Origin of the sequence: Paenibacillus sp. FSL H8-0260, assembly GCF_045040625.1 — a bacterium.
Lineage (GTDB): Bacteria > Bacillota > Bacilli > Paenibacillales > Paenibacillaceae > Paenibacillus_AQ > Paenibacillus_AQ odorifer.
Map to the genome: position 1 here is coordinate 2,273,590 of NZ_CP150298.1, position 21,267 is coordinate 2,294,856.

At 43.8% G+C, this 21,267-nt stretch carries 21 protein-coding genes, 2 tRNA genes and 2 pseudogenes; 20 read left to right on the plus strand and 5 right to left on the minus strand.

What is annotated here, in order from left to right:
* Positions 1-152 precede the first annotated feature (152 nt).
* The 10 genes from MHI51_RS09920 to MHI51_RS09965 all read left to right on the plus strand — a co-directional run bounded on the left by MHI51_RS09920 (position 153) and on the right by MHI51_RS09965 (position 10,830).
* Positions 153-539 carry a VOC family protein gene (locus MHI51_RS09920; protein WP_076124919.1) on the plus strand — a complete coding sequence of 129 codons (387 nt, stop codon included), beginning with the start codon at positions 153-155 and terminating at the stop codon, positions 537-539.
* Between the two features lie 178 nt (positions 540-717).
* Entirely contained in the window at positions 718-2,514 is a 1,797-nt protein-coding gene (pnpS, locus tag MHI51_RS09925; RefSeq protein WP_076124920.1) for a two-component system histidine kinase PnpS, read from the plus strand.
* Between the two features lie 109 nt (positions 2,515-2,623).
* Entirely contained in the window at positions 2,624-3,352 is a 729-nt protein-coding gene (locus MHI51_RS09930) for a response regulator transcription factor (protein ID WP_036678951.1), read from the plus strand.
* Positions 3,353-3,550: 198 nt separating this feature from the next.
* The gene (gene pstB / locus MHI51_RS09935; RefSeq protein WP_036678954.1) at positions 3,551-4,306 is read left to right on the plus strand and encodes a phosphate ABC transporter ATP-binding protein PstB; all 756 of its coding nucleotides are present in this window, start codon (positions 3,551-3,553) and stop codon (positions 4,304-4,306) included.
* A gap of 73 nt (positions 4,307-4,379) precedes the next feature.
* The gene (gene phoU / locus MHI51_RS09940; RefSeq protein ID WP_036678957.1) at positions 4,380-5,039 is read left to right on the plus strand and encodes a phosphate signaling complex protein PhoU; all 660 of its coding nucleotides are present in this window, start codon (positions 4,380-4,382) and stop codon (positions 5,037-5,039) included.
* A 188-nt stretch (positions 5,040-5,227) separates the two neighbouring features.
* Positions 5,228-7,897, plus strand: coding sequence for a DNA polymerase I (polA, locus tag MHI51_RS09945; protein ID WP_341001909.1), 2,670 nt, complete (start codon positions 5,228-5,230; stop codon positions 7,895-7,897).
* A 52-nt stretch (positions 7,898-7,949) separates the two neighbouring features.
* The gene (gene mutM, locus MHI51_RS09950; protein WP_076124923.1) at positions 7,950-8,786 is read left to right on the plus strand and encodes a DNA-formamidopyrimidine glycosylase; all 837 of its coding nucleotides are present in this window, start codon (positions 7,950-7,952) and stop codon (positions 8,784-8,786) included.
* A 131-nt stretch (positions 8,787-8,917) separates the two neighbouring features.
* The gene (locus MHI51_RS09955) at positions 8,918-9,664 is read left to right on the plus strand and encodes a manganese efflux pump (RefSeq protein ID WP_076124925.1); all 747 of its coding nucleotides are present in this window, start codon (positions 8,918-8,920) and stop codon (positions 9,662-9,664) included.
* A gap of 9 nt (positions 9,665-9,673) precedes the next feature.
* Complete coding sequence (gene coaE, locus MHI51_RS09960; RefSeq protein WP_076220141.1) at positions 9,674-10,270, plus strand: dephospho-CoA kinase; 597 nt, start codon at positions 9,674-9,676, stop codon at positions 10,268-10,270.
* Positions 10,267-10,830, plus strand: a complete 564-nt coding sequence (locus MHI51_RS09965; protein ID WP_076124928.1) for a lytic transglycosylase domain-containing protein — start codon at positions 10,267-10,269, stop codon at positions 10,828-10,830. The genes coaE and MHI51_RS09965 overlap by 4 nt, the downstream gene beginning before the upstream one ends.
* Before the next feature lie 84 nt (positions 10,831-10,914).
* On the opposite strand, the gene MHI51_RS09970 is transcribed toward MHI51_RS09965, so the two are convergent.
* Positions 10,915-11,133: an alpha/beta-type small acid-soluble spore protein gene (locus MHI51_RS09970; protein WP_036678974.1), complete on the minus strand. Its 219-nt coding sequence runs from the start codon at positions 11,131-11,133 to the stop codon at positions 10,915-10,917.
* A gap of 164 nt (positions 11,134-11,297) precedes the next feature.
* Between MHI51_RS09970 and nrdR the strand changes: the two genes are divergently transcribed.
* The 3 genes from nrdR (at position 11,298) to MHI51_RS09985 (ending at position 12,184) form a co-directional block, all read left to right on the plus strand.
* Positions 11,298-11,774 carry a transcriptional regulator NrdR gene (gene nrdR, locus MHI51_RS09975; RefSeq protein ID WP_036678976.1) on the plus strand — a complete coding sequence of 159 codons (477 nt, stop codon included), beginning with the start codon at positions 11,298-11,300 and terminating at the stop codon, positions 11,772-11,774.
* A 251-nt stretch (positions 11,775-12,025) separates the two neighbouring features.
* A tRNA-Ala gene (locus MHI51_RS09980) sits at positions 12,026-12,101 on the plus strand.
* Between the two features lie 10 nt (positions 12,102-12,111).
* A tRNA-Lys gene (locus MHI51_RS09985) sits at positions 12,112-12,184 on the plus strand.
* 214 nt (positions 12,185-12,398) lie between these two features.
* On the opposite strand, the gene MHI51_RS09990 is transcribed toward MHI51_RS09985, so the two are convergent.
* Both MHI51_RS09990 and MHI51_RS09995 read right to left on the minus strand, forming a co-directional pair.
* Positions 12,399-12,464, minus strand: coding sequence for a putative holin-like toxin (locus MHI51_RS09990; RefSeq protein ID WP_367946865.1), 66 nt, complete (start codon positions 12,462-12,464; stop codon positions 12,399-12,401).
* Positions 12,465-12,538: 74 nt separating this feature from the next.
* A complete protein-coding gene (locus MHI51_RS09995; protein ID WP_076191189.1) occupies positions 12,539-12,997 on the minus strand; it encodes a MarR family winged helix-turn-helix transcriptional regulator in 459 nt (152 codons plus the stop codon).
* 165 nt (positions 12,998-13,162) lie between these two features.
* On the opposite strand from MHI51_RS09995, the pseudogene MHI51_RS10000 reads away from it, so the two are divergent.
* The 5 genes and pseudogenes from MHI51_RS10000 (at position 13,163) to MHI51_RS10020 (ending at position 17,498) form a co-directional block, all read left to right on the plus strand.
* A pseudogene (locus MHI51_RS10000) lies at positions 13,163-14,040 on the plus strand (SDR family NAD(P)-dependent oxidoreductase).
* Positions 14,041-14,659: 619 nt separating this feature from the next.
* Positions 14,660-14,917, plus strand: coding sequence for a hypothetical protein (locus MHI51_RS10005; RefSeq protein ID WP_076220685.1), 258 nt, complete (start codon positions 14,660-14,662; stop codon positions 14,915-14,917).
* Complete coding sequence (locus tag MHI51_RS10010; protein ID WP_076220686.1) at positions 14,904-16,856, plus strand: insertion element protein; 1,953 nt, start codon at positions 14,904-14,906, stop codon at positions 16,854-16,856. The genes MHI51_RS10005 and MHI51_RS10010 overlap by 14 nt, the downstream gene beginning before the upstream one ends.
* A gap of 45 nt (positions 16,857-16,901) precedes the next feature.
* Positions 16,902-17,141, plus strand: a pseudogene (locus tag MHI51_RS10015) (IS1595 family transposase); the annotation flags it as partial.
* A gap of 75 nt (positions 17,142-17,216) precedes the next feature.
* Positions 17,217-17,498 (plus strand): hypothetical protein, encoded by a 282-nt coding sequence (locus MHI51_RS10020; protein WP_256718965.1) that lies wholly within the window; start codon positions 17,217-17,219, stop codon positions 17,496-17,498.
* A gap of 278 nt (positions 17,499-17,776) precedes the next feature.
* On the opposite strand, the gene MHI51_RS10025 is transcribed toward MHI51_RS10020, so the two are convergent.
* Positions 17,777-18,349 carry a TetR/AcrR family transcriptional regulator gene (locus MHI51_RS10025; protein WP_076184291.1) on the minus strand — a complete coding sequence of 191 codons (573 nt, stop codon included), beginning with the start codon at positions 18,347-18,349 and terminating at the stop codon, positions 17,777-17,779.
* 192 nt (positions 18,350-18,541) lie between these two features.
* Between MHI51_RS10025 and MHI51_RS10030 the strand changes: the two genes are divergently transcribed.
* A complete protein-coding gene (locus tag MHI51_RS10030; RefSeq protein WP_076276408.1) occupies positions 18,542-19,747 on the plus strand; it encodes an MFS transporter in 1,206 nt (401 codons plus the stop codon).
* Between the two features lie 101 nt (positions 19,748-19,848).
* On the opposite strand, the gene MHI51_RS10035 is transcribed toward MHI51_RS10030, so the two are convergent.
* The gene (locus MHI51_RS10035; protein ID WP_051491055.1) at positions 19,849-20,214 is read right to left on the minus strand and encodes a VOC family protein; all 366 of its coding nucleotides are present in this window, start codon (positions 20,212-20,214) and stop codon (positions 19,849-19,851) included.
* 208 nt (positions 20,215-20,422) lie between these two features.
* Between MHI51_RS10035 and MHI51_RS10040 the strand changes: the two genes are divergently transcribed.
* Positions 20,423-21,205, plus strand: coding sequence for a helix-turn-helix domain-containing protein (locus tag MHI51_RS10040; RefSeq protein ID WP_036679206.1), 783 nt, complete (start codon positions 20,423-20,425; stop codon positions 21,203-21,205).
* The last annotated feature ends 62 nt before the right edge of the window (positions 21,206-21,267 follow it).

Sequence of the window (21,267 nt, forward strand, 5' to 3'; positions counted from 1 at the left end):
TTACAACCGGTGGATAAGTCATGAGGAGGGCAGATTCTCTGAATGGCTTTTCCATGGGTTTTAATCAAATTATAAGGATTTATATGTCCAGACTATAAATGATCTTTAAGGAACGCCGAAGGCGTTTTTACCTGTCTAAAGGAGGACAACGAATGGCACCACATTATATTAGAAATGGGTTTCTTAACGTTACGCCGTATTTTATTGCGGAAGATGCAGACCAATTGATAGATTTTGTTGTGCACTGCTTTGATGCCAAAATTATTGATATGCTGCGAAATGATGAGGGAAGGATTAGGCATGCCGAGGTCAGAATCGGTGATTCCATCATTGAGATTTCCGAAGCGAATGAAAAGTATTCACCGGTACAGCTTGCCATTCATCTTTATGTAAGAAATGTTGATGAGACCTACCGCAAGTGCCTGGATGCCGGGGCTTCTATTATTGAAGAACCACTGGATAAATCCTATGGAGAAAGAGGAGCAGGGGTTAGAGACCGTCAGGGTAATCAGTGGTTTCTTGCCACCCGTACAGAATAAACTCATGTGTTTTTACAAAAGTAATACAAAGTAACAGTCCAGAGTTAATCAACTCGGGCTGTTATTTTTATATAATCTACTCTGGGGGGCTTATGTCACGGTCATAGTCGTACTGGTATTTTGAAGAAAATGAAGTTAGGATAAAAGATACAATGATAAAGGGAGAGGCAAATTTCAGATGAAACCGTTTCGCGCTCGTCTTACGTTTATACTTATGGCCTTAATCGGTATTTCCATGATTGGTACTGGATTTACGATGGCTCATCTGTTTAAGAGCTCCCATATAACTGCTCTGGAAGAGAATATGTCCCGGGAAATAAGCTTGCTCTCAGGCACACTGGAATTTGTTGATATGAATTCTTCGAATGCGATCCCGTATTACACTGAACAGGCGGAGCATATTTCTAAACTTTTAGATTCTCGGATAACGTTTATTACAAAGTCGGGTAAAGTAATTGGCGATTCTGAGAAAAACCCCTTGGAAATGGACAACCACTCCAATCGTGAAGAAGAGATAGGGGCTGCGAAAGAGGGAACTGGACGGGCAATCCGTTACAGCGAAACTCTAAAGCATGAGATGTTATATGTGGCTGGAAAGGTAACTTCTGATCAGGGATTTGACGGCTATATTCGGGTCTCAATGGGACTTGATGCTGTAACGCAAGGTCTTAAGCATGCTTGGATGATCATGGCTGCAGGTCTAATTATCTTGTTCTTGTCAGCAACTATTGTGAGCTATAAAGTAGCTTCAAGCATGACTTCCCCGCTGGAGCAAATCACAAGAGTCGCCCGGCGGATTACCGATCTGGATTATGATGCCAGAGTTCATTTGAAGCGTAAAGATGAAGTTGGACAGCTGGCTACAGCGATTAATGCGATGGCAGACAGTCTTCAAGACCAGCTTAAGACGATTCGTGATAATGAGGATCTGCTGCAAAGCGTGCTGGATAATATGACGGGCGGCATCATAATGATCAATGCGGAAGAAGAGATTGCGCTGCTTAATCGAGCTTCAGAGCGAATGCTTGATGTCAGTAACGGTGAAATGGCGGGTCATTCGTACAAAGAGTTAAAACGGCATTATGAGCTAACCCGTCTGCTTGAAGAAGGGGTGTTAAGCCGGGAGCCGATTCATGAAGAACGAAGTATTTATAACCCAAGAGAGCGAATTGTACGGATGGACGCGGTTCCGATGATCCAGGATGGTACGTACAGAGGTATGCTTTTCCTATTGCAAGAGGTTACGGAAATTCGCCGTTTGGAGCGGATGCGTAGTGAATTTGTAGCTAATGTATCGCATGAACTCAAGACTCCGGTTGCAGCGGTCAAAGGGTTTGCCGAGACCTTACTGGGTGGCGGAGTTAAAGATGAGAAGACGGCGAGATCCTTCCTGCAAATTATTTATGATGAGAACGAGCGTTTAAATCGCTTGATTGGAGATATTCTGGAATTATCTAAAATCGAATCTAAACGGGTGCAGCTCGATTGCTCACCGGTTCATATCATTGAATTCTTTGATTCCGTGCTGGGAACCATCAGTAAAGTCGCTGAGAAGAAAAACATTAGTCTTAATGTAGAGGTTCCTGAGGAGCTATTCATTGAGGCGGATGAGGATAAGCTGCGTCAAATCTTTATGAATCTGTTCTCTAATGCGATTAATTACACACATGAAGGCGGAAACGTAAAGGTCTACGTTAAGAGTCTACTGAAACCAGACGGCTCCGAAAATGTTCAATTTACTGTTAGCGATACAGGTATGGGGATTCCTAAAAAAGATCTGCCGCGTATTTTTGAACGTTTTTACCGGGTGGATAAGGCAAGATCCAGAAGCTCCGGCGGAACGGGATTGGGGCTGTCTATTGTGAAGCATTTGGTAGATATGCACCATGGAGTGATTTCAGTTGAAAGTGATTTGGGAATCGGCAGTTCCTTTGTGATTGAATTGCCTTTACTGCAGGAAGAAAAGACCGATTAGATTTTTGTAAATTCACTTTTTCAATTTTACACTAAGTTAACATTACGGTGATATGATGGTTTTGTTGCTGTTTTGTAAAAATCAAACTATATGGAAGACGGGGGAACCTATGGCTCAACGATTGCTTGTCATTGAAGACGAACCGACACTAGCCCGGCTGCTGTCCTATAACTTAACGCAGGAAGGTTACGAGGTGACGGTAGAGGATCATGGAACGGCAGGATATGATCGTGCGACGAGGGAACCTTTTGACTTGATCGTATTGGATCTGATGCTGCCAGGAATGAATGGCATTGACATCCTTGATAAATTGCGTGGACAAGGTATCCGCACACCTATTATCGTATTGACTGCTAAAAATGCTGAAGAAGATGTGGTTAGAGGGCTGAAATCCGGTGCTGATGATTATATAACCAAACCTTTTGGGGTATCCGAATTGCTTGCAAGAGTGAGCGCTGTATTGCGGCGGATTTCCGGTCTTGCTGAGGAGGCTCCACAAGAGACACCTATATCTGCTTCTACGATCATTCTGGGACAACTGGAAATCTATCCTGAGCGGTATGAAGTTTCCTTAGGTGGACATAGCATTAACCTGCGACCTAAAGAGTTCGAGGTATTGTTATATTTGGCTCGTAAACCAGGGGTAGTGCTGACAAGAGATGATCTTATGAACGCTGTATGGGGCTTTGATTATATTGGTGGACAGCGCACCGTTGATGTGCACGTAAGTTCACTTCGTAAAAAGCTTGAGCTAGATCCAGAATCCGTCCATATCGATTCCATTCGAGGTGTAGGTTATAAATTAGTTGTTAACAAAAAGAGAGCTCCGGTCATTTAGCATGACTGGAGTTTTCTTCTTTATCCCGTTCATAAACAAGATTCAGGTGAGATTACACGCCGAATTGTAGGGAATACTATCACGTGGACTAATTCATCTTCACCAATTTTACATTGCGTTAACATTTCTCTCCAACTGTATTTACATTAAAAGCTTATTATGGAGAACGAAGATGATGAGAAGGAGACGTAAATACTAATGAAATCCATCATTGACATAGAGAAACTTGATCTCTACTATGAGTCATTTCACGCACTGAAGAATGTGAATCTGCAAATTCCGGAGAAACAGGTTACTGCTTTTATTGGACCTTCCGGTTGCGGAAAATCCACTCTGTTGCGCACGCTGAATCGTATGAATGATATGATTCCTGGTACACGTATTGAAGGAACTGTAAACATCGGCGGCAAAAATATTTATAGTGACGAGGTAGAGGTAGAAAGCCTGCGTAAGCAGGTGGGCATGGTATTCCAACAGCCCAATCCTTTTCCAAAGTCGATTTACGACAATGTAGCTTATGGTCCTCGCCTGCACGGCATTCGTTCAAAGAGCGAACTGGATGAGATTGTAGAGCAAAGTCTGCGTCATTCCGCGCTGTGGGAGGAAGTTAAAGATTTTCTGAAAAAATCCGCCCTTAGCTTGTCCGGCGGACAGCAGCAACGGCTGTGTATCGCCCGAGCTTTGGCAGTACAGCCGGATATTCTGCTCATGGATGAGGCAACGTCTGCACTTGATCCTGTGTCTACGCTCAAGATAGAGGAGCTTGTACAGGAATTAAGAAGTAAGTATACAATCGTTATGGTTACTCATAACATGCATCAGGCGGCACGTGTATCTGGTCGAACCGTGTTTTTCTTGAATGGTGTAATTGTAGAGGCGGCGGATACAGAGGTGTTGTTCTCTACTCCTAAGGATTCCCGCACCGAAGATTATATTTCTGGACGTTTCGGCTGATACGGGCTACAAGGGCGCTCGTCCTTGGAAATGGCAAGCTGACCATACATTAATGAGGAGGATCGCTCTTACTATGATTCGCAGAAAAGAATTTGATAAAGATTTGGAAGAGCTGCGCAGTCTGCTGCAGCAGATGGGTGAACATGTAATAGATGCTCTTGGTGGAGCAATTGTTGCTTTACAGAATCTTGATACTGTGCGCGCTCAGGAAATCATTAAAGCAGATTTGCAGCTGAATGCCATGGAAGATAAAATCATGGAAATTGGCTCACGGCTAATTATTACACAGCAGCCTGTAGCAAAAGATTTGCGCCGCATTATCGTTGCTTTCAAAATATCTAGCGATTTGGAACGTATGGGTGACTTGGCTATTGATGTTGCGAAAGCAACTATGCGCATCCATGGACAGCAGCTGATCAAGCCGCTTGTAGACATTCCACGTATGGCGGAAATTGTGACGACCATGATTGATGAGGCTATCCAGTCTTATCTGGATGAGAACACGGATCTGGCTTATAGAATGGCACAAGATGATGATCAGGTCGATCAATTATATGGTTCGATGATCAATGAGCTATATAGTTATATGGTGGCAAAACCGGATTCTGTATCCCAAGCTATGTTATTAACGCTGGTAGGCCGTTATATTGAACGGATTGCCGATCATGCGACTAACATTGGTGAGAGTGTTGTTTATCTGGTCACAGGCAGCCGTCCGGACTTGAATCAGTAATTTGCACTTACACAGCTTTTGTTATATCTTTAGTTAAACAAGTAGCCGCCCTTTTAAAAGGGCGGCTACTTGTTGTATATCCTTAACATATCAGCTTATCCCACTGTTTAGGTTGGTAAAGCCGTTTCTACTTGTACAGGGCATATGGTAAGATGTAAGGAGTAAGCATGAAAAAGGCGAGGTGCACTATGGACAAGTTGATACTTATAGATGGAAACAATATTATTTACCGTGCTTTTTTTGCGATGCCCCCGCTGACGAATACAGCAGGGCAACAGACAAATGCGGTGTACGGATTTACAACGATGCTGCTTCGTTTAATCGAAGAACATAAACCGACACATATGATTGTCGCTTTCGATGCAGGGAAAGTTACTTTTCGGCATGAAGGTTATCAAGATTATAAGGGCGGCCGGCAAAAAACACCGCCGGAACTCTCCGAGCAGTTCCCTTTGTTGAAGGAATTGCTGACTAATTTAGGTGTACCGCAGTTTGAAATTGACAATTATGAGGCTGATGATATTATTGGCACCATTTCACGCCAGGCGGATGAAGCGGGACGGCAGGTTATGATCGTGTCGGGAGACAAGGATATGTTGCAGCTGGCCTCTGAGCATACGACCGTTGCCTTAATCCGCAAAGGGGTCACCGAAGTTGAGCTTTATGGGCCGGAACAAATCCGGGAGAAATATGACCTAACCCCTGAGCAGATCATTGATCTTAAAGGGCTGATGGGCGATGCTAGTGATAACATCCCGGGAGTACCCGGCGTAGGTGAGAAGACAGCTTTGAAGCTGCTGCATCAATTTGGATCAGTGGAAGGTGTCTTAGCTGGAACCGGTGAGCTAAAGGGTAAAATGAAAGAGAAACTGGAAACCCATGCGGAAGATGCGGTGATGAGTAAAAAATTAGCGACCATCTATCGTGAAGTACCGCTTGAGCATTCGTGGGAAGACATGGTCTTCAATGGAATTTCAGCGGATACAGCCGGACCAGCGCTTGCCAAGCTGGAATTTAAATCATTGTTGGAACGTTTGTCACTTAGTGCCTACGCTCCTGTTGCCGAGGGTGAGGAGAGTACTGCTGAAGTAGAAGCTGAGGCACTTGATATTACGATCGTAAGTGAAGAAGAACTTAAGGAGCTCAGTGAAGCCCTGGCTGGTATTTCGGCGCTGCATGTGGAATCGTATGGAGATAATCCGCATCGTGCCGAGGTAATCGGAATAGGATTGTCCTCTCTGGAGCGGCATTACTATGTGCCATTTGAATTACTGCATAAACCGGCCGCTGCGAAGCTGCGTGATTGGCTAGGAGATGAAAAGGCTCCGAAAAGTGGATATGATCTTCACCGCGCTGATTTGGCTCTACACTGGCAGGGAATTGCTTTTGCAGGTGCAGCCCATGATGTGCAGCTGGCGGCTTATTTGCTTGATCCTACGGAGGCTAATCAGAATCTAAATGATCTCACTGCTAAATACGGCTTGCCGCGGCTCTCTCCTGATGAAGAGGTATTTGGTAAAGGTGCCAAATACAAAATCCCTGAGCTTGAAGTTTTAGGAAATCACGTTGCACGAAAGAGTGCAACGGTTCTTGGAATCGCACAGAAGCAACAGCAGGAGCTGGTGGAGACCGCAATGACAGGGCTATTCGAGGATCTGGAAATGCCTTTGTCACGGATTTTGGCGGATATGGAGAAACAGGGGATTGCAGTCAATGCTGGTGATCTTAAAGAGCTTGGAAAAGAATTCGAGGCGCAAATTTCCAAATTGGTCAGTGAAATATACGAGATTTGTGGCACTGAGTTTAATTTGAACTCACCAAAGCAGCTGGGTGAAATCTTGTTTGTAAAGCTAGGTCTGCCTGTCGTCAAGAAGACGAAGACGGGTTATTCCACGGATGCCGAAGTGCTTGAGAAACTGGCGCCATACCACGATGTGGTGCGTTTGATTCTGCAATATCGCACAATTGCAAAGCTGCAATCTACCTACGTAGAGGGGCTGCTTAAAGAAATTTCCCCGAACACAGGGAAGGTGCATACATTCTATCGGCAGACAATTGCCGCTACAGGACGGCTTAGCAGCCAATTCCCGAACTTGCAAAATATCCCGATTCGTCTAGAGGAAGGACGCAAAATCCGCAAGGTATTCGTTCCGTCCGAACCGGGCTGGTCCATCTTAGCAGCCGACTATTCGCAGATCGAACTGCGTGTGCTGGCACATATTTCCGGCGATGAGCGGATGAAGGAAGCCTTTCTGCATGATATGGATATTCACACGAAGACAGCGATGGATGTGTTCGGTGTGACCGCAGAACAGGTGGACAGTAATATGCGCCGTGCCGCAAAAGCCGTTAACTTTGGGATCGTCTACGGGATCAGTGATTACGGTCTCTCGCAGAATCTGAATATTCCGCGTAAGGAAGCCGCGCAATTTATTGAACAGTATTTTGAGGTTTATCAGGGTGTGCGCCGCTATATGGACGATATTGTAGTGGAGGCACGAAAGTATGGTTATGTGACCACATTGCTCGAACGTCGCCGTTATCTGCCGGAGATTAATGCGAAGAACTTTAATCTGCGCTCTTTTGCGGAGCGGACAGCAATGAATACACCTATACAGGGAACAGCAGCGGATATAATCAAGCTGGCGATGGTGCATATGGACAAGGCGTTATTTGATCGTGGGCTTAAGAGCCGTATGCTGCTTCAAGTACACGATGAGCTTGTATTCGAGGTGCCAGAGGATGAAATGGAGCTTATGAAGACGCTTTTGCCGGAAGTAATGGGTGGAGCCCTAAAGTTATCTGTGCCGCTTAAGGCAGAGGTCAGCTTTGGAAGTAACTGGTACGAGGCGAAATAGACTCCCTTTAAGGTGTGCATATCAGCTATAATGTAGTTGAGGTGAAGACATCATGCCGGAATTACCGGAAGTAGAGACAGTCAAGAGAACACTTAATGAGTTAGTTAATGGAAAGCAGATAGAGAATGTAACCGTCCGGTTGGCGCGGATTATTCAGCGTCCGGATGATATTCAGGCTTTTGCCCACCTGCTGGCAGGTCATAGCATTGTAAAAGTTGAACGAAGAGGAAAGTTTTTGCGTATTGTGCTGGATGGTCTGGTGCTTGTGTCACATTTACGGATGGAGGGCCGTTACGGACTTTTTTCAAATGATGACCCACTGGACAAGCATACACATGTGATTTTTCATTTTACGGATGGAACTGAGCTGCGTTACACGGATGTTCGCCAATTCGGGACAATGCATCTTTTTCAGATGGGAGAAGATCTTCAGCTGCCGCCTTTAAATAAGCTGGGGCAGGAGCCGCTGGAGCCTTCTTTTACACCGGAGAGGTTTAAGCAGATCGTGTCCGGTAAAAGCACCAAAATTAAATCGCTGCTGCTTAATCAGGAATATATCGTCGGCATCGGCAATATTTATGTAGATGAGTCGTTGCACCGTGCGGGTATCCATCCTGAAGACAGCGCCAAAGCGCTCACGGACAATCAATTGGACAAGCTGCATCATGCTATTGTAAGCACGCTGGCCGAAGCGGTTAACGCCGGAGGTTCATCTGTTAAGTCATATGTTAATGGCCAAGGTGAGAGCGGTACGTATCAGCAGCAGCTATTGATTTACGGTCGTAAAGATCAGCCGTGTAGTAACTGCGGAACGATGATTGAGAAGACGGTTGTAGGCGGTCGTGGCACGCATTATTGTCCAAATTGCCAGCGTCCGACTGTTCACTGAATTTGTTGAAATAATAAGGTTGGCACCCACTACTTGTCCCGCCCATATACTGTGTGAAGAATGCTTAATAGAGAACGGAAGCTGAAACGATAAAATTTCAGTTTTCCGGTTCTACACAGGAGGGATTGCGGGTGCTCAGCCCATTATTTTCACTGCTATTGCTAGCGTTTGCCTTGAGTTTGGATGGTTTTGGTGTAGGAATTACATATGGGCTGCGTAAAATGAAAATACCACTGCTCTCCGTTCTGATTATCTCGCTCTGTTCGGGGGTAGTTATCTGTGTATCGATGCAGGTTGGGGTTTTGCTTGCCAAGGTAGTGTCTCCGAATGCAGCTTCTATAGTTGGTGCGGTTATACTTGTGCTAATGGGATGCTGGTCGCTTGTTCAGATGCTGATGCAAAAAGAGAAAGATGCAGATGGCGGACGTAAAGCTGAAACGGTAGATAAGGGCTCATTTTCCGAGCAGGCTTGGGCAGAGGTAGCTGCTGATTCTGAAGCGGGTACAGAACCTGTTATGAATGATGAACCGTTGAAATCAGCTGTTTTTTCACTTGAGCTTCGCCGTTTGGGGATTGTAGTACAGATCTTGCGTACCCCGTCTTCTGCGGATATGGATGCCTCAGGAAGCATCTCTTCGATGGAAGCGATGATACTGGGGATTGCGCTCTCTCTGGATGCTTTTGGGGCTGGACTTGGCGCAGCGCTGCTTGGCTTCAATCCGATATGGACATCACTTACAATAGCTTTGTTTAGTGGTACATTTCTATTGCTGGGTATGAAGACTGGACTTAGATTTGCCGGGAACTACTGGATGAAGCATGCTGCCGCATTGCCAGCGTTATTATTAATTGCAATGGGAATACTGAAGCTATTATGAGGTGAGTACATGATTATAGGCTTAACCGGAGGAATCGCATCCGGAAAAAGCACAGTGTCTGCACTGCTTGTGAACAAGGGAGCGAGGCTGGTTGATGCCGATGTGATCGCCAGAGAAGTTATGCTTCCCGGGCATGAAGTGTTGGCGGCTGCTGCTAAGCAATTCGGAAAAGAGATCCTTTTTCCGGATGGAACACTGAATAGGGCCAAATTAGGTGAAATCGTCTTTCAAGATCCTGTGGCCCTGCAAACCTTGAACAATTTGACGCATCCTGCTATCCGGCAGGAAATCAAAGACCGTATGTACAGCATGGAGCAGGAAGAGCCGAAGCGGCTTATTATTGTGGATATTCCGCTTCTTTTTGAATCAGGGCTTGAGACCCTGTTCCATGAGATTGTAGTAGTCTACGTTCCCCGTGAAATGCAAATTGCTCGATTAATGGAACGTAATAGGCTCTCTTTAGAAGAAGCAGAAGCGCGATTGAATGCACAGATGGATATTGAGCAGAAACGTAATAAAGCGGACTACATCATCGACAACAGTGGCGATCTTGCGTACACTGAGCAACAGGTTGCTGTGTTTTGGGACAGGCTGGGTTTATCATGAAATGGCTACGTAAAAAAAGAGTACTGCTTCTGCTATTTGTGGGTTTTACGGCAATATTGTTTCTGAGTACTAACTGGATGTCGTGGTTTTATCCCATCCATTTTAAAGATGAGATTCGCAAGCACAGCATCACTTATGAGATAGACCCGTTTCTTGTAACCGCGATTATTCGTGTAGAAACGAACTTCAAAACTGGACGAGAATCCAAAAAAGGCGCACTAGGGCTGATGCAGCTTATGCCGGATACCGCGAAGTGGGCGCTGGAAAAGGCCAAGCTTCCAAACGTATCTATGGAAGAACTCAAGCATGAGCCTTCGGCTAATATTGAACTGGGTACATGGTATCTTTCAACTTTATCCCGTCAGTTCGAAGGTAAACGTACAGCAATTATCGCAGCCTATAATGCTGGGCCCGGAAAAGTTCAACGCTGGTTGGACGAAGGGGTCTGGGATGGGACAGATGCAACCATTAAAGATATTCCCATTGGTGAAACCAGGCATTATGTACAGCGCGTTAATTATTACTATGATCAGTACACGGACATTTACAAAGAATTTTAATTTCTACCGTGTTATGTATAAAAAGAAGTATTAAACGACCTGTAGGTCGTTTAATACTTCTTCAAAAAGCTTATGTTGGTCAGGTTATTTGTATTGACCTGCCAGTTGTTGTTCTGCCAGGGTTACAAGACGTTTAGTGATGTAACCACCGATCGAACCATTTTCATAAGAAGTTTTATTGCCTTGGTAACCATCTGGGGAAAGCGTGATTCCTAGTTCTTGGGCAACTTCGTATTTAAGTTGTTCCAAGGCACCGCGGGAATTTGGAGCTACAAGGTTATTGGAGTTGTTGCTTTGGCTCATTGCTGTTCACCTCCTCTGTTGGTAACTGTATTATGTGCCGGACTTGCCATTATCATTACAAGAAAAAAACGGTGATTTCTGGAAATAATTAAAAAGCCGTTCAAAAGCCGGATTTATAACGTGCCGGGACCCATACCATTATGTAATAGGAAGTGATGAAGCTTATGAAATGCCCTTACTGCGATCACACAAATACTAAAGTGCTGGACTCGCGACCAGCGAATGAAAATAAGTCAATCCGTCGTAGGCGTGAATGTGAGCGTTGCAGCAAACGTTTCACTACTTTTGAAATGATTGAAGAAACGCCACTCATTGTAATTAAAAAAGACGGCAGCCGTGAGGAATTCAGTCGTGATAAAATACTCCGCGGTCTCATCCGTGCTTGTGAGAAACGGCCGGTTTCTGTGGAACGTCTAGAAAAGATCGTGTCCGAGGTTGAGAAATCTTTGCGCGGCATCGCCGTTGCGGAAGTGGAAAGCCAACAGATTGGTGAATTCGTGATGGAGCAGCTCTACCCAGTAGATGAAGTGGCTTACGTTCGTTTTGCGTCCGTATATCGCCAGTTCAAGGATATTAATATGTTCATGAAGGAACTCAAGGGGCTGCTATCCAAGAGTACGGGAGAATTAGAGGGATTATAGGGTTTTGTCCAGTTAGGGCGTTACAGCCAATCCTAGAGTCTGTTAGGAGTGCTTGTACTGGTTTGTTTCCTCTGAGTTTTGAGCGGGGAATTTGAGTGGGAAAATGAATTTAAAAAAAAGTGTTGACATAGAGGGCGATTTTTTATATTATATAGAAGTCGCCTACGACGCTTGAGTTTATCGGAACAACTCAATTACGACCAAACTAAAATTAAAAAATGTGTGATTACATACATCTGAAATTTCAGTTTGGGGCCATAGCTCAGCTGGGAGAGCGCATCGCTGGCAGCGATGAGGTCAGGGGTTCGATCCCCCTTGGCTCCACCAAACATCATATGGACTCTTAGCTCAGTTGGTAGAGCAGTAGACTCTTAATCTATTTGTCCAGGGTTCGAGCCCCTGAGAGTCCATCCTAAAGAAACGGCAGAAATGCCGTTTCTTTGTTGTTTGGGGAAGAGTGACTTTTTATTTGGTTTTGATCGTGGTATAGTTTGGGTAGATAAAACGTACAATGCAAAGAGAGTCGTGCGGAAACACGACTCCCAGTGCAATAGCCGCTTTTAAGGGCGGCGGCTTCGGAAGTTTAGTCAGGAAATAGACCGCATTCCTTTGCGAGAGGGCGGTCTATTTCTTTTTGAGGTAGTTGAGCAGTGCAATAATGAACATGCCGAACATGAACATCAATGACAATTGCTGGCTCCAATTACAGACAATCCATATCTAAAGAAACAGCAAGATGCTGTTTCTTTTTTTGTTCCCATTTATTAATTATCATTAAATCCATTAAACTCCTGAAGCATTTGAATAAAGGTTTCAAGCTGTTGATTATCCCATTGAGCTATGCGCTCATAAAATATGAATTCCTTATCCTGCAGCGCATCAAAGGTTTTTTGTCGTCCAAGTTCAGTGAGTGTAAGAAGGATGGCTCGACGATCATTAGGAGAGTCTTCTCTTCTAACATAACCCAAATTTTCGAGTTGCTTGATGAGACGGCTGACTGAACTACGATCCATAGCCGTTGATTCTGCCAACACAGAGGCGCTTGTTGGTCCATAAGAGTACAGCCAACGGACTATATGGAAAGCAGCAGGCTGTATAGATGAATCGAAAGCGGCAGCAGTTCTGACATTTAGGGCATGCGAAGCGCTAATGAGAGCACTAATTTGTCCACCTAGCTTCAGTTCTAATTGTCCTCTCAACGTGTCTTTACGTTCAGTATTCATTGTTTTAACCACCTACCCTTGTATTTTAAAGTTGTCATACATCTATTTAGTTGACATATGTCAATCATCAACATATAGTTGATATATATCAATTATATGATTTGGACAATACGCTGTCAAAATGAAATTGCCCCTGATGAATTCCTGATATAAAGGAGAATGTAGATGATGACAAAGCCGATTATTGTAATTACTGGAGCTACAAGCGGTTTGGGACAACTCGTTGCACTTGAAATGGCAAAGCAGGGTGCCCATCTTGTTCTAACTGCAAGGAGTAAAACCCGTTCGGAAGTAACTGAAAAATGATAAAGGAGAGCGTACCAGCAGCCGAAATTAGTTTTTTCTACGGAGATTTATCTTCAATGAGGGATGTCACTAGGTTAGGACAAGAAATATCTAGTTTTTTTCCGAAGATAGACGTGTTAATAAATAACGCAGGGCTTCATGGGTTTGAACAGCGGATAACTGCCGATGGATTCTCAGAAATGATGGCTGTGAACTATTTTGCACCATGGTTATTGACGCAAACCTTAGAACGTTCTTTGAGAGCAGCAGGAAATGCAAAAATTATAAATGTTGCTTCGGAAGCTTCACGCCGGCATGGAGTACTAAAGTTGCCAGAAGATTTGCTCAATACAGCTTCTTTTACTTCCAGAGGATCTTCTGAGATTTATGGGAAAACCAAACTGCTAAACATTATGTTTACCAGTGAGCTTGCACGCCGCTGGGCGGGAACGGGAATTCGCGTTCATGCATTGAATCCGGGCTTTAACGTTACAGGTCTCGGGCGTGAACTTTGGTTTTCTTCGATGCTTAAGCACTTATTGAATTTCTTTCGTATTGGCGATCCTCGTAAAGGAGCGGAGATCATTATTCGTTTAATGACCGATCCTAAGTATCAAGAGAGCAGTGGGGGATATTTTAACGTTGGGACAGGCAATCCCATTGTACCCGTACAACCGGGAGGAGATAAGGTAATGGAAAATAAATTATGGAACGATACGCAAGACATTTTGCAGCAGAAAGGTTTCTTTGGAAACTGATTTAATTAGTGAAACTAACCTCATGTCCGTTCGAATCACCCATTCATGATCCTGCGGACTGTATAGCTCTTATTTTCTTTATTTAGTGAAATTAGTCGAGTGATCGGACCGTAGCGCACTTATTTCCTCTCCAGTAGCAGTATTTTGTTTTGAAAAGACTAAATAAGTGCGTAGGAGTCCGATAGCTTGGGAAAACGCCCCATAATGAGAAAATAAGAGCACCTCGGTCCGTTGTATCTCAACATTCCGCCAGTCCGACATTTTATAGTACTACGATCAGAAATAGACCGATCCCTTGTGAGAGTATCCCGTTCCATTTTGAGGTGCAAAACATAGAAATGACATAGCAAATGGAGTGCAAACTGGCAACAGTTTTGGCACTCCATTTTTGTTGTTATATCAACGTTTGTAGTGAATATTTCTCGAAAATTGGCTAATAAATAGGTAAGGGATATTTAATTGTAATGAATTCATTACAATTTAAAAATGACGTCAATTTCTGTGTCAATTCATAAGTCAATAAAGCTGTCAATTTCTGTGTCAATTGTTATTGTTTTATTTTCATTATCGGTTTAATATTATTAAAATCATAATATCAGTGTTTGGAGGGATAAGGCAAATGAAATTTATTAAACCGAAAGAAAAAACGGTCAATAAAACCATCTGGGAGGTATCCGATCGAACCAAACACACCGTCAAATTTTATGCCGAATATACAGGCTTCAGTGAAGACGAGGTGGTCGATACCTTTTTACTGAATATTTTGGATGATCCCGACTTTATCGCATGGATTCAGAAGAAGCGGCGGAACACTCGAATTGCAAAGCAGCTCTTTCCAGAAGAAGCCGTAAAGGAGAGCGCAAGTGGGGAAAATTAAGCGATTGGCTACGCTTAGGGACAACTTGGTGGATGTTCCTTTACCTAGTGTGGAAGAATTGGAACAGCGAAAAAGCGACTACCCTCAGTTAGCGCCCATGCAATTTGCTAAAAAGTATCGCAGACTGTACGATCCCACTTCTTTTGTGTGGAAGGGAAAGACCTTTTCCATTCAACTCAATACATGCACCAACCCTTTTTGTCGGTGGTTTGGCATGCCGCAAACCATCATTGGAAAATCAACAAGAAAACCGATTTATCGTTATCGTTTAAAAGGAAATCCCAAAGAAAAAGACCAGCGAATCGTTTGTAATGCAGAAGAACCACTGCCACGTACGGGCTATTTGACGTGGGGGTGTAACAGCGTGACCTTGTCAAACTGGGCAGCCGTAGAAGAAATCAAACGTTTGGTGACCCAAAACAGCGTACAAAACATCGACGAGACGTATGTTTTTCATCGCGAAGCATGCTTAAATGCAGCGCTAACCCCACTCAAACAACCAAAGTCCTTTTATAAACGGGGGACAAGCAGTAGTAACTCGCAGAAGTGGCAATGCAAGACCTGTCTGAAGTTAACGAACGTTCTTCCCGATCAACGGAGATCATTTAACTACCACCAGCAGCGAAACGAAGTGCTGTATATGTTTGCTAAAAACTTAACCGCTAGAACGCCTGTAAAGCGCACCTGCGAGATTTTAGAAATCGGCTCCAGTACCTACTACGCAAAGTTGGAACTGCTCTATAAACGGTGTCTAGAATTTCTAGAGAAGCATGAAGCGAAGCCATTGCAGGATAAGACCTTTAAAAGGATCTGGATCAACACTGATAAAATTCTGTATCACTTGAACAACGTTCGAAAAAAAGGACATGGCAAGTATCGCTACGATAACCTCGAAGATAACCTCATGCAAACTCATATTGTCGTAAGCGCAGATGTACATTCCCACTACGTGTTTGCTTCGGATTTAGCCTATGACTGGGACATTTCGTTAACCGACATCGAAAGAGACACCTTGTTGTATAAAGATGATCATCTGGATGAATCTTCACGTAAAAATGCACGCCTGCGATTTTCCTTTGCTCCGCAGCCCCCTACATCCCTGGATTTACAAACCACCGAAGAGTATGTGAACGAATTCAAAACGTTTGAACGTCGGAAAGCCTACATTGACGGACTTCATGTCAATTCCACCTATACGACATTTGCGCAGTTTTGGCTGCTCAAACAGAAGATTAACGCCAAAGAATGGCGTTTTGTGACCGATGAAGATTCTTCGATTTCCACCGCATTATACCGCGCTTTTCAAAGGGAAGTGCGAATCGGCGAAGCACATCATTTTCTATGCAAGATGGATCGGACCAAAACCAGAGCGCAAGCCTTTCGGGAGTTTCAAGAGGGGAAGGCGGATTTACAGGCATGGGCGCTAAGCAGCGGAGTCTCAGCAGATACCATTAGCCAATTGGCCTATCTGTACTTAAAAGAAAAATTTGAAGTCCACCGTTTTGATGAAGAAATCGTTGTCGAAGGGAATCTCTACCGCAGGTGGGCGAAGCGCTCGTTTCCACATCCGTTGCCGACGAGAGATAAAGGCTGGTTTACAGTGGATGCTTTGACCGATTTGTCGGCATATGAACCTGAGCAACTCGTACAGATGGTACTGCAAGTTAGCGACCATGCCACGAATGCCTTTATTCAAATGGCGCGCAGGCGTCTCAGCATTTTAGAACGTCCTTTGGTGACCGCCAGAGGCGACGGAAAAAGTTATATCTACGCCAATTTCAATCCCAAATATGCTCAAATGGCAATTACGATCCTTCGCACCTTCTACAATTTTTGTATGCCATACAAAACGAAGGACAAAGTCCCCTTAACGCCAGCACAGCGTCTCGGTATTGCTGGACGAAAGTATGAAATCAAGGATATTATCTACTTTTCGTAATCAAAAACTCTGTTAAAACTTATTGTTGATAATTGATATATATGAGGCTTATCCCATTACCGCTTCAAGCGGGATGGAAACCAACGTGTTAAAGGGGTTAACACATTCAAAATGTTAATAACTATCATAGACGTTTAAATCGTTGGCTTGACTATTTTAATGGTATATCAACCAAGTATATGCAACATTACTTGGCTTGGTTTCGTTATTTAGATAACAAGGAATATGAAAACACAACGTCGAATAAGAATAATATGCTCGTTATCTCGTGCTTGTTTACTGTAAATGAGACAAATACCACACTTAGGGAAACATCTTTTTGTTCTTGAATTACGTATAGCATTATTAGGGAGGTGTGTTGTGAGTAAAAATTTTCAATTTTTATCAATAATATTTTTAGGTATATGTCTTCTTTTAAGCTCATGGTTTATATCACAATCTTTAGAAACAAAACACGTTGAATATGTTGATACGCCGAGTAAGCAAACTTCAACACAAGACGTACAAAACAGATATGAATTCATCACGATAGTAAGTGATTACTTTATCATTTTCGATAAGCAAACTGGTGATTATTGGCAAAAAGTTGGTTCCTCTGACTGGGAAAAACAGAATTCTATTTTAAAATCCTCCAAACAATAATTACAATAGCCAATAATTAGGTGCGATAAATTGGTAAACCGCTTTATTAGGAGGCGGTTTTCTTTTTGTCGAAAATCAACAATAAACTTTAACGTAGCCTAATCAAAAGATACAAAAAGACGTCGATTTGAACGGGGAATGTTACCGCTCTTCACGACGTTTTATTGTATTTAAGCTGTCACTTTATTAGTCATTTGACCTGTCAAATCGGTTTTTGCACCTCAAAACGGAACGGGTTACTTGTGAGAGAGGGCGGTCTATTTTACCGTTACCGTTAGTTACCGTATTCCTTCAAAAGCGTATCTCACCAACTGCTGCACATAAGCATCGTCTATGGGTTGGCCGGTCACCAGCAAGCGGTAGAATATCGGCCCGTAAATAAGATCGGTAACTACTTCAATATCGAGATTATCCTTCAATTCCCCGCGCTGAACGCCCCGTTCCATAAGCAGCCGTGCCTCAAGCCGGCGAGGCTGGAAATATCGGGTCCGATAAGCTTCCGCCAAGCCTGAATCCATCTGTCCTTCTCCAATGATCTCCGTAATGATTTTACCCTCTCGACTAATCAGGAACCGGGATAAGTTCGTTGCATGCATGAGAATATCATCGAATACTGAACCTGTGTCAGGTACGGGCAGTCTGTCCGCAGCGGAGGATAGGAATCCATCCATCACCACGGCAGCCTTGTTAGGCCACCATTTATATATCGTAGCTTTGCTGACCTTGGCACGATCCGCTATTTTTTCCACCGTAACTGCTCCAAAACCATTTTCCAATAACAAATCATAGGAAGCGGAAAGAATAGACTTCTCCGTCTCAACATTACGCGGACGTCCTCGTTTACTCTCCATCTGAAATCACCCTTTCGTTAATCTGTCTCCAATCAAAATATAAACTATACGTTCAGTATACTAAAAAAATCCGGGAAAATAAATGACCATCGCCTATTTACAAAACGATACGTTCAGTATATTATTTAAACATGAATTAGTGAACTGAACGTATAGTATTTAAATTATTATGACCATCTGAGGAGGATTCACATGCAAAAAGAACAAGCGGCGAAAGAGAACCACATTTCAAGTTGGATGATGTTTATGTTAGCAGCGGCATGCGGGCTTATCGTGGCCAATCTTTATTATGCTCAAACCCTTGTCGGACCTATCAGTGTCTCGACAGGACTTTCTTCTACAGCCGCAGGCTTGATCGTCACTTTAACTCAAATCGGTTATGTTGTAGGTTTGTTATTTATCGTGCCGCTGAGTGACATTGTTGAGAATCGGCGTCTCACGATAATCACGTTAATGGTTGCAGTCGGTGCATTGCTGGTTGCAGCCTTCGCAGCTAATGCGCCTTTGTTCCTGACAGCATCTTTGTTTATAGGAACCGGTTCTGTGGTAGCTCAAATCCTGGTGCCTTATGCCACCTATTTAGCGTCTGAAGAGCAGCGTGGGCGTGTGGTTGGTAATGTTATGAGTGGACTTTTACTTGGTATTATGTTTGCCCGGCCCGTGGCAAGCTTTATCACCAGCATCTGGGGATGGAAAGCCGTGTTTATTTTTTCAGCGGTCGTTATCACGTTGTTAGCCATTCTTCTGTCGCGATTTCTTCCTGAACGTAAACCTGCACCTTCGGTAAGCTATAGTAAATTAATTGTCTCTTTAGGCACCCTTTTAAAACAAACGCCTATATTGCGCCGACGTGCCTTATATCAAGCTTGTTTATTTGGAGCTTTTAGTCTCTTTTGGACGGTGGTTCCGTTGCGGTTGGCGGATGATTTTGGAATGTCGCAGCAAGGGATCGCATGGTTTGCTTTAGTAGGTGTTGGTGGGGCTGTAGCCGCGCCGATTGCTGGAAGACTGGCAGATAAAGGTTGGAGTAAATGGTTAACCGGGCTGGCCATGATCATTGCCACCTTGTCTTTTTTACTAATTCATCTTTTCCATAGCCACTCAACTTTTGCTCTCATTCTGCTCTTTATTTCCGCGATTACATTGGATATGGCCGTATCCGGAAATCTTGTACTCGGACAGCGTGTGATTTATTCATTGGGAAGTGAAGCGAGGGGACGTCTTAATGGGATCTTTATGGCGATTTTCTTCGTGGGTGGAGCCGTTGGATCATCTTTGGGTAGTTGGGCTTATGCCTATGGGGGATGGACCTTCGCTTCACTCATCGGAGTGATCCTGCCGCTATTGGATTTGGTTTACTTTTTCACTGAAAAAAGATCAACTAAAACTGTTAAATAAAGCCTTGCTTTAAGAGTGGGGGTTAGGCTTACGGCAGAATAGACCGCTACCTTTGGTTAGGGCGGTCTATTTCTTTTTGAGGTAATAACGCTTGATAAACGTTAGTTATGCTCCGCTAACTGCACCTCAAACCCGTCCGGGTCCAGGATATAAAAGAACCGCAGGTGGGGATTGGGTGCGATTGGTCCGCGCGCTACTGGGATACCTTGGCTTTTTAAACTCTCCATCGCTTCATCAAGTGACTCCACTTCGAAACCCACAGAAACGCCACATTCCGGCTTCAAAGCCGGGTCACTTCCCTGAATAAGTTCGATCTTGGGTTGCCCTTCCAGACCTAACATGACGATCTGTTTTCCACTGCTCTCAAATCTACGCTCAATGGGTAGCCCCAGTATCCGGTTATAAAAATGAAGGGAAGCCTCCAGATCGCGGACCCGAAGCGTAATCCAATTCATACTCAATTTCATGGTTTTATAGTCTCCTCTGATGAATATTCTATTTCGTATATTATACGCTATCGTCTTGCCCGGAAACAGGGAGAATGGGAATCAAGAACGTTTAATGAGGATAAAAGCCCGTAAAATCAGCTTTGCAACCAGTGGTTGACAGTATGTAAGGGGAGATAGGTAGTCAATTACAGAACGTTATAATATGATGAGCATGAGGTGATGGCGAATGGACTTTGCAAATAAATTGCAAAGCTATAGGAAACAGAGAGGAATGTCCCAGGAGAACTTGGCCGAGGTGATTGGTGTTTCGCGGCAAGCCGTGTCTAAGTGGGAATCAGGTCAATCCTATCCCGAAATGGATAAGATGATTAGTTTAAGTGAATTATTTCACGTAAGTTTGGATCATCTGGTGAAGGATGCTTCAAGCGATACCAAAGCAGAGCATGTCGCAAGCCCCGTATATGTAGATCTGAATTCCTTATTTCATTATGAGTACAAAAGTAAGAGAACATGCTTTGGAATTCCTCTGGTTCATATCCATATCGGACGGGGGCTATACGTTGCCAAAGGGGTTATTGCCATAGGTAATGTTGCGATTGGTGCGGTATCCATTGGTATTGTTGCTTTGGGCGGATTATGTTTAGGTGCGCTTGCTTTAGGACTCATCAGTTTTGCAGGTCTGGCTCTAGGGCTTTTGTTAGCCGTTGGGGGCATTGCGGCGGGTACAATGGCTGTTGGTGGAATAGCATTGGGGATATTTGCTGTTGGAGGTTTAGCTGTAGGTATGTTCTCCTTGGGTGGTCTCTCTATCGCTTCGCATATTGCAATGGGTGGATATGCAAGCGGGCATATAGCTATAGGGGATACCGTAAAAGGTGCTTATACCTTTATTACTCAAGATAATAATTTCAACGACATCAAGGGGGAGGAGGTAAGAAAGTTAATTCAGCAAGAATATCCACATCTTTGGAAGCCCATTGTGCAGGGAATTATTTCAATTTTCAAATAGCTGATTAATTTGCGGAAATTTCTTTACGGTTGTTTCATATGGATATAATTTGGGTAATAAAC

Coding starts and splice junctions, on each gene's coding strand:
- MHI51_RS09920 (WP_076124919.1), top strand. CDS start 153: ATGGCACCACATTATATTAGAAATGGGTTTCTTAACGTTACGCCGTAT.
- pnpS (WP_076124920.1), top strand. CDS start 718: ATGAAACCGTTTCGCGCTCGTCTTACGTTTATACTTATGGCCTTAATC.
- MHI51_RS09930 (WP_036678951.1), top strand. CDS start 2,624: ATGGCTCAACGATTGCTTGTCATTGAAGACGAACCGACACTAGCCCGG.
- pstB (WP_036678954.1), top strand. CDS start 3,551: ATGAAATCCATCATTGACATAGAGAAACTTGATCTCTACTATGAGTCA.
- phoU (WP_036678957.1), top strand. CDS start 4,380: ATGATTCGCAGAAAAGAATTTGATAAAGATTTGGAAGAGCTGCGCAGT.
- polA (WP_341001909.1), top strand. CDS start 5,228: ATGGACAAGTTGATACTTATAGATGGAAACAATATTATTTACCGTGCT.
- mutM (WP_076124923.1), top strand. CDS start 7,950: ATGCCGGAATTACCGGAAGTAGAGACAGTCAAGAGAACACTTAATGAG.
- coaE (WP_076220141.1), top strand. CDS start 9,674: ATGATTATAGGCTTAACCGGAGGAATCGCATCCGGAAAAAGCACAGTG.
- MHI51_RS09965 (WP_076124928.1), top strand. CDS start 10,267: ATGAAATGGCTACGTAAAAAAAGAGTACTGCTTCTGCTATTTGTGGGT.
- MHI51_RS09970 (WP_036678974.1), bottom strand. CDS start 11,133: ATGAGCCAAAGCAACAACTCCAATAACCTTGTAGCTCCAAATTCCCGC.
- nrdR (WP_036678976.1), top strand. CDS start 11,298: ATGAAATGCCCTTACTGCGATCACACAAATACTAAAGTGCTGGACTCG.
- MHI51_RS09995 (WP_076191189.1), bottom strand. CDS start 12,997: ATGAATACTGAACGTAAAGACACGTTGAGAGGACAATTAGAACTGAAG.
- MHI51_RS10005 (WP_076220685.1), top strand. CDS start 14,660: ATGAAATTTATTAAACCGAAAGAAAAAACGGTCAATAAAACCATCTGG.
- MHI51_RS10025 (WP_076184291.1), bottom strand. CDS start 18,349: ATGGAGAGTAAACGAGGACGTCCGCGTAATGTTGAGACGGAGAAGTCT.
- MHI51_RS10030 (WP_076276408.1), top strand. CDS start 18,542: ATGCAAAAAGAACAAGCGGCGAAAGAGAACCACATTTCAAGTTGGATG.
- MHI51_RS10035 (WP_051491055.1), bottom strand. CDS start 20,214: ATGAAATTGAGTATGAATTGGATTACGCTTCGGGTCCGCGATCTGGAG.
- MHI51_RS10040 (WP_036679206.1), top strand. CDS start 20,423: ATGGACTTTGCAAATAAATTGCAAAGCTATAGGAAACAGAGAGGAATG.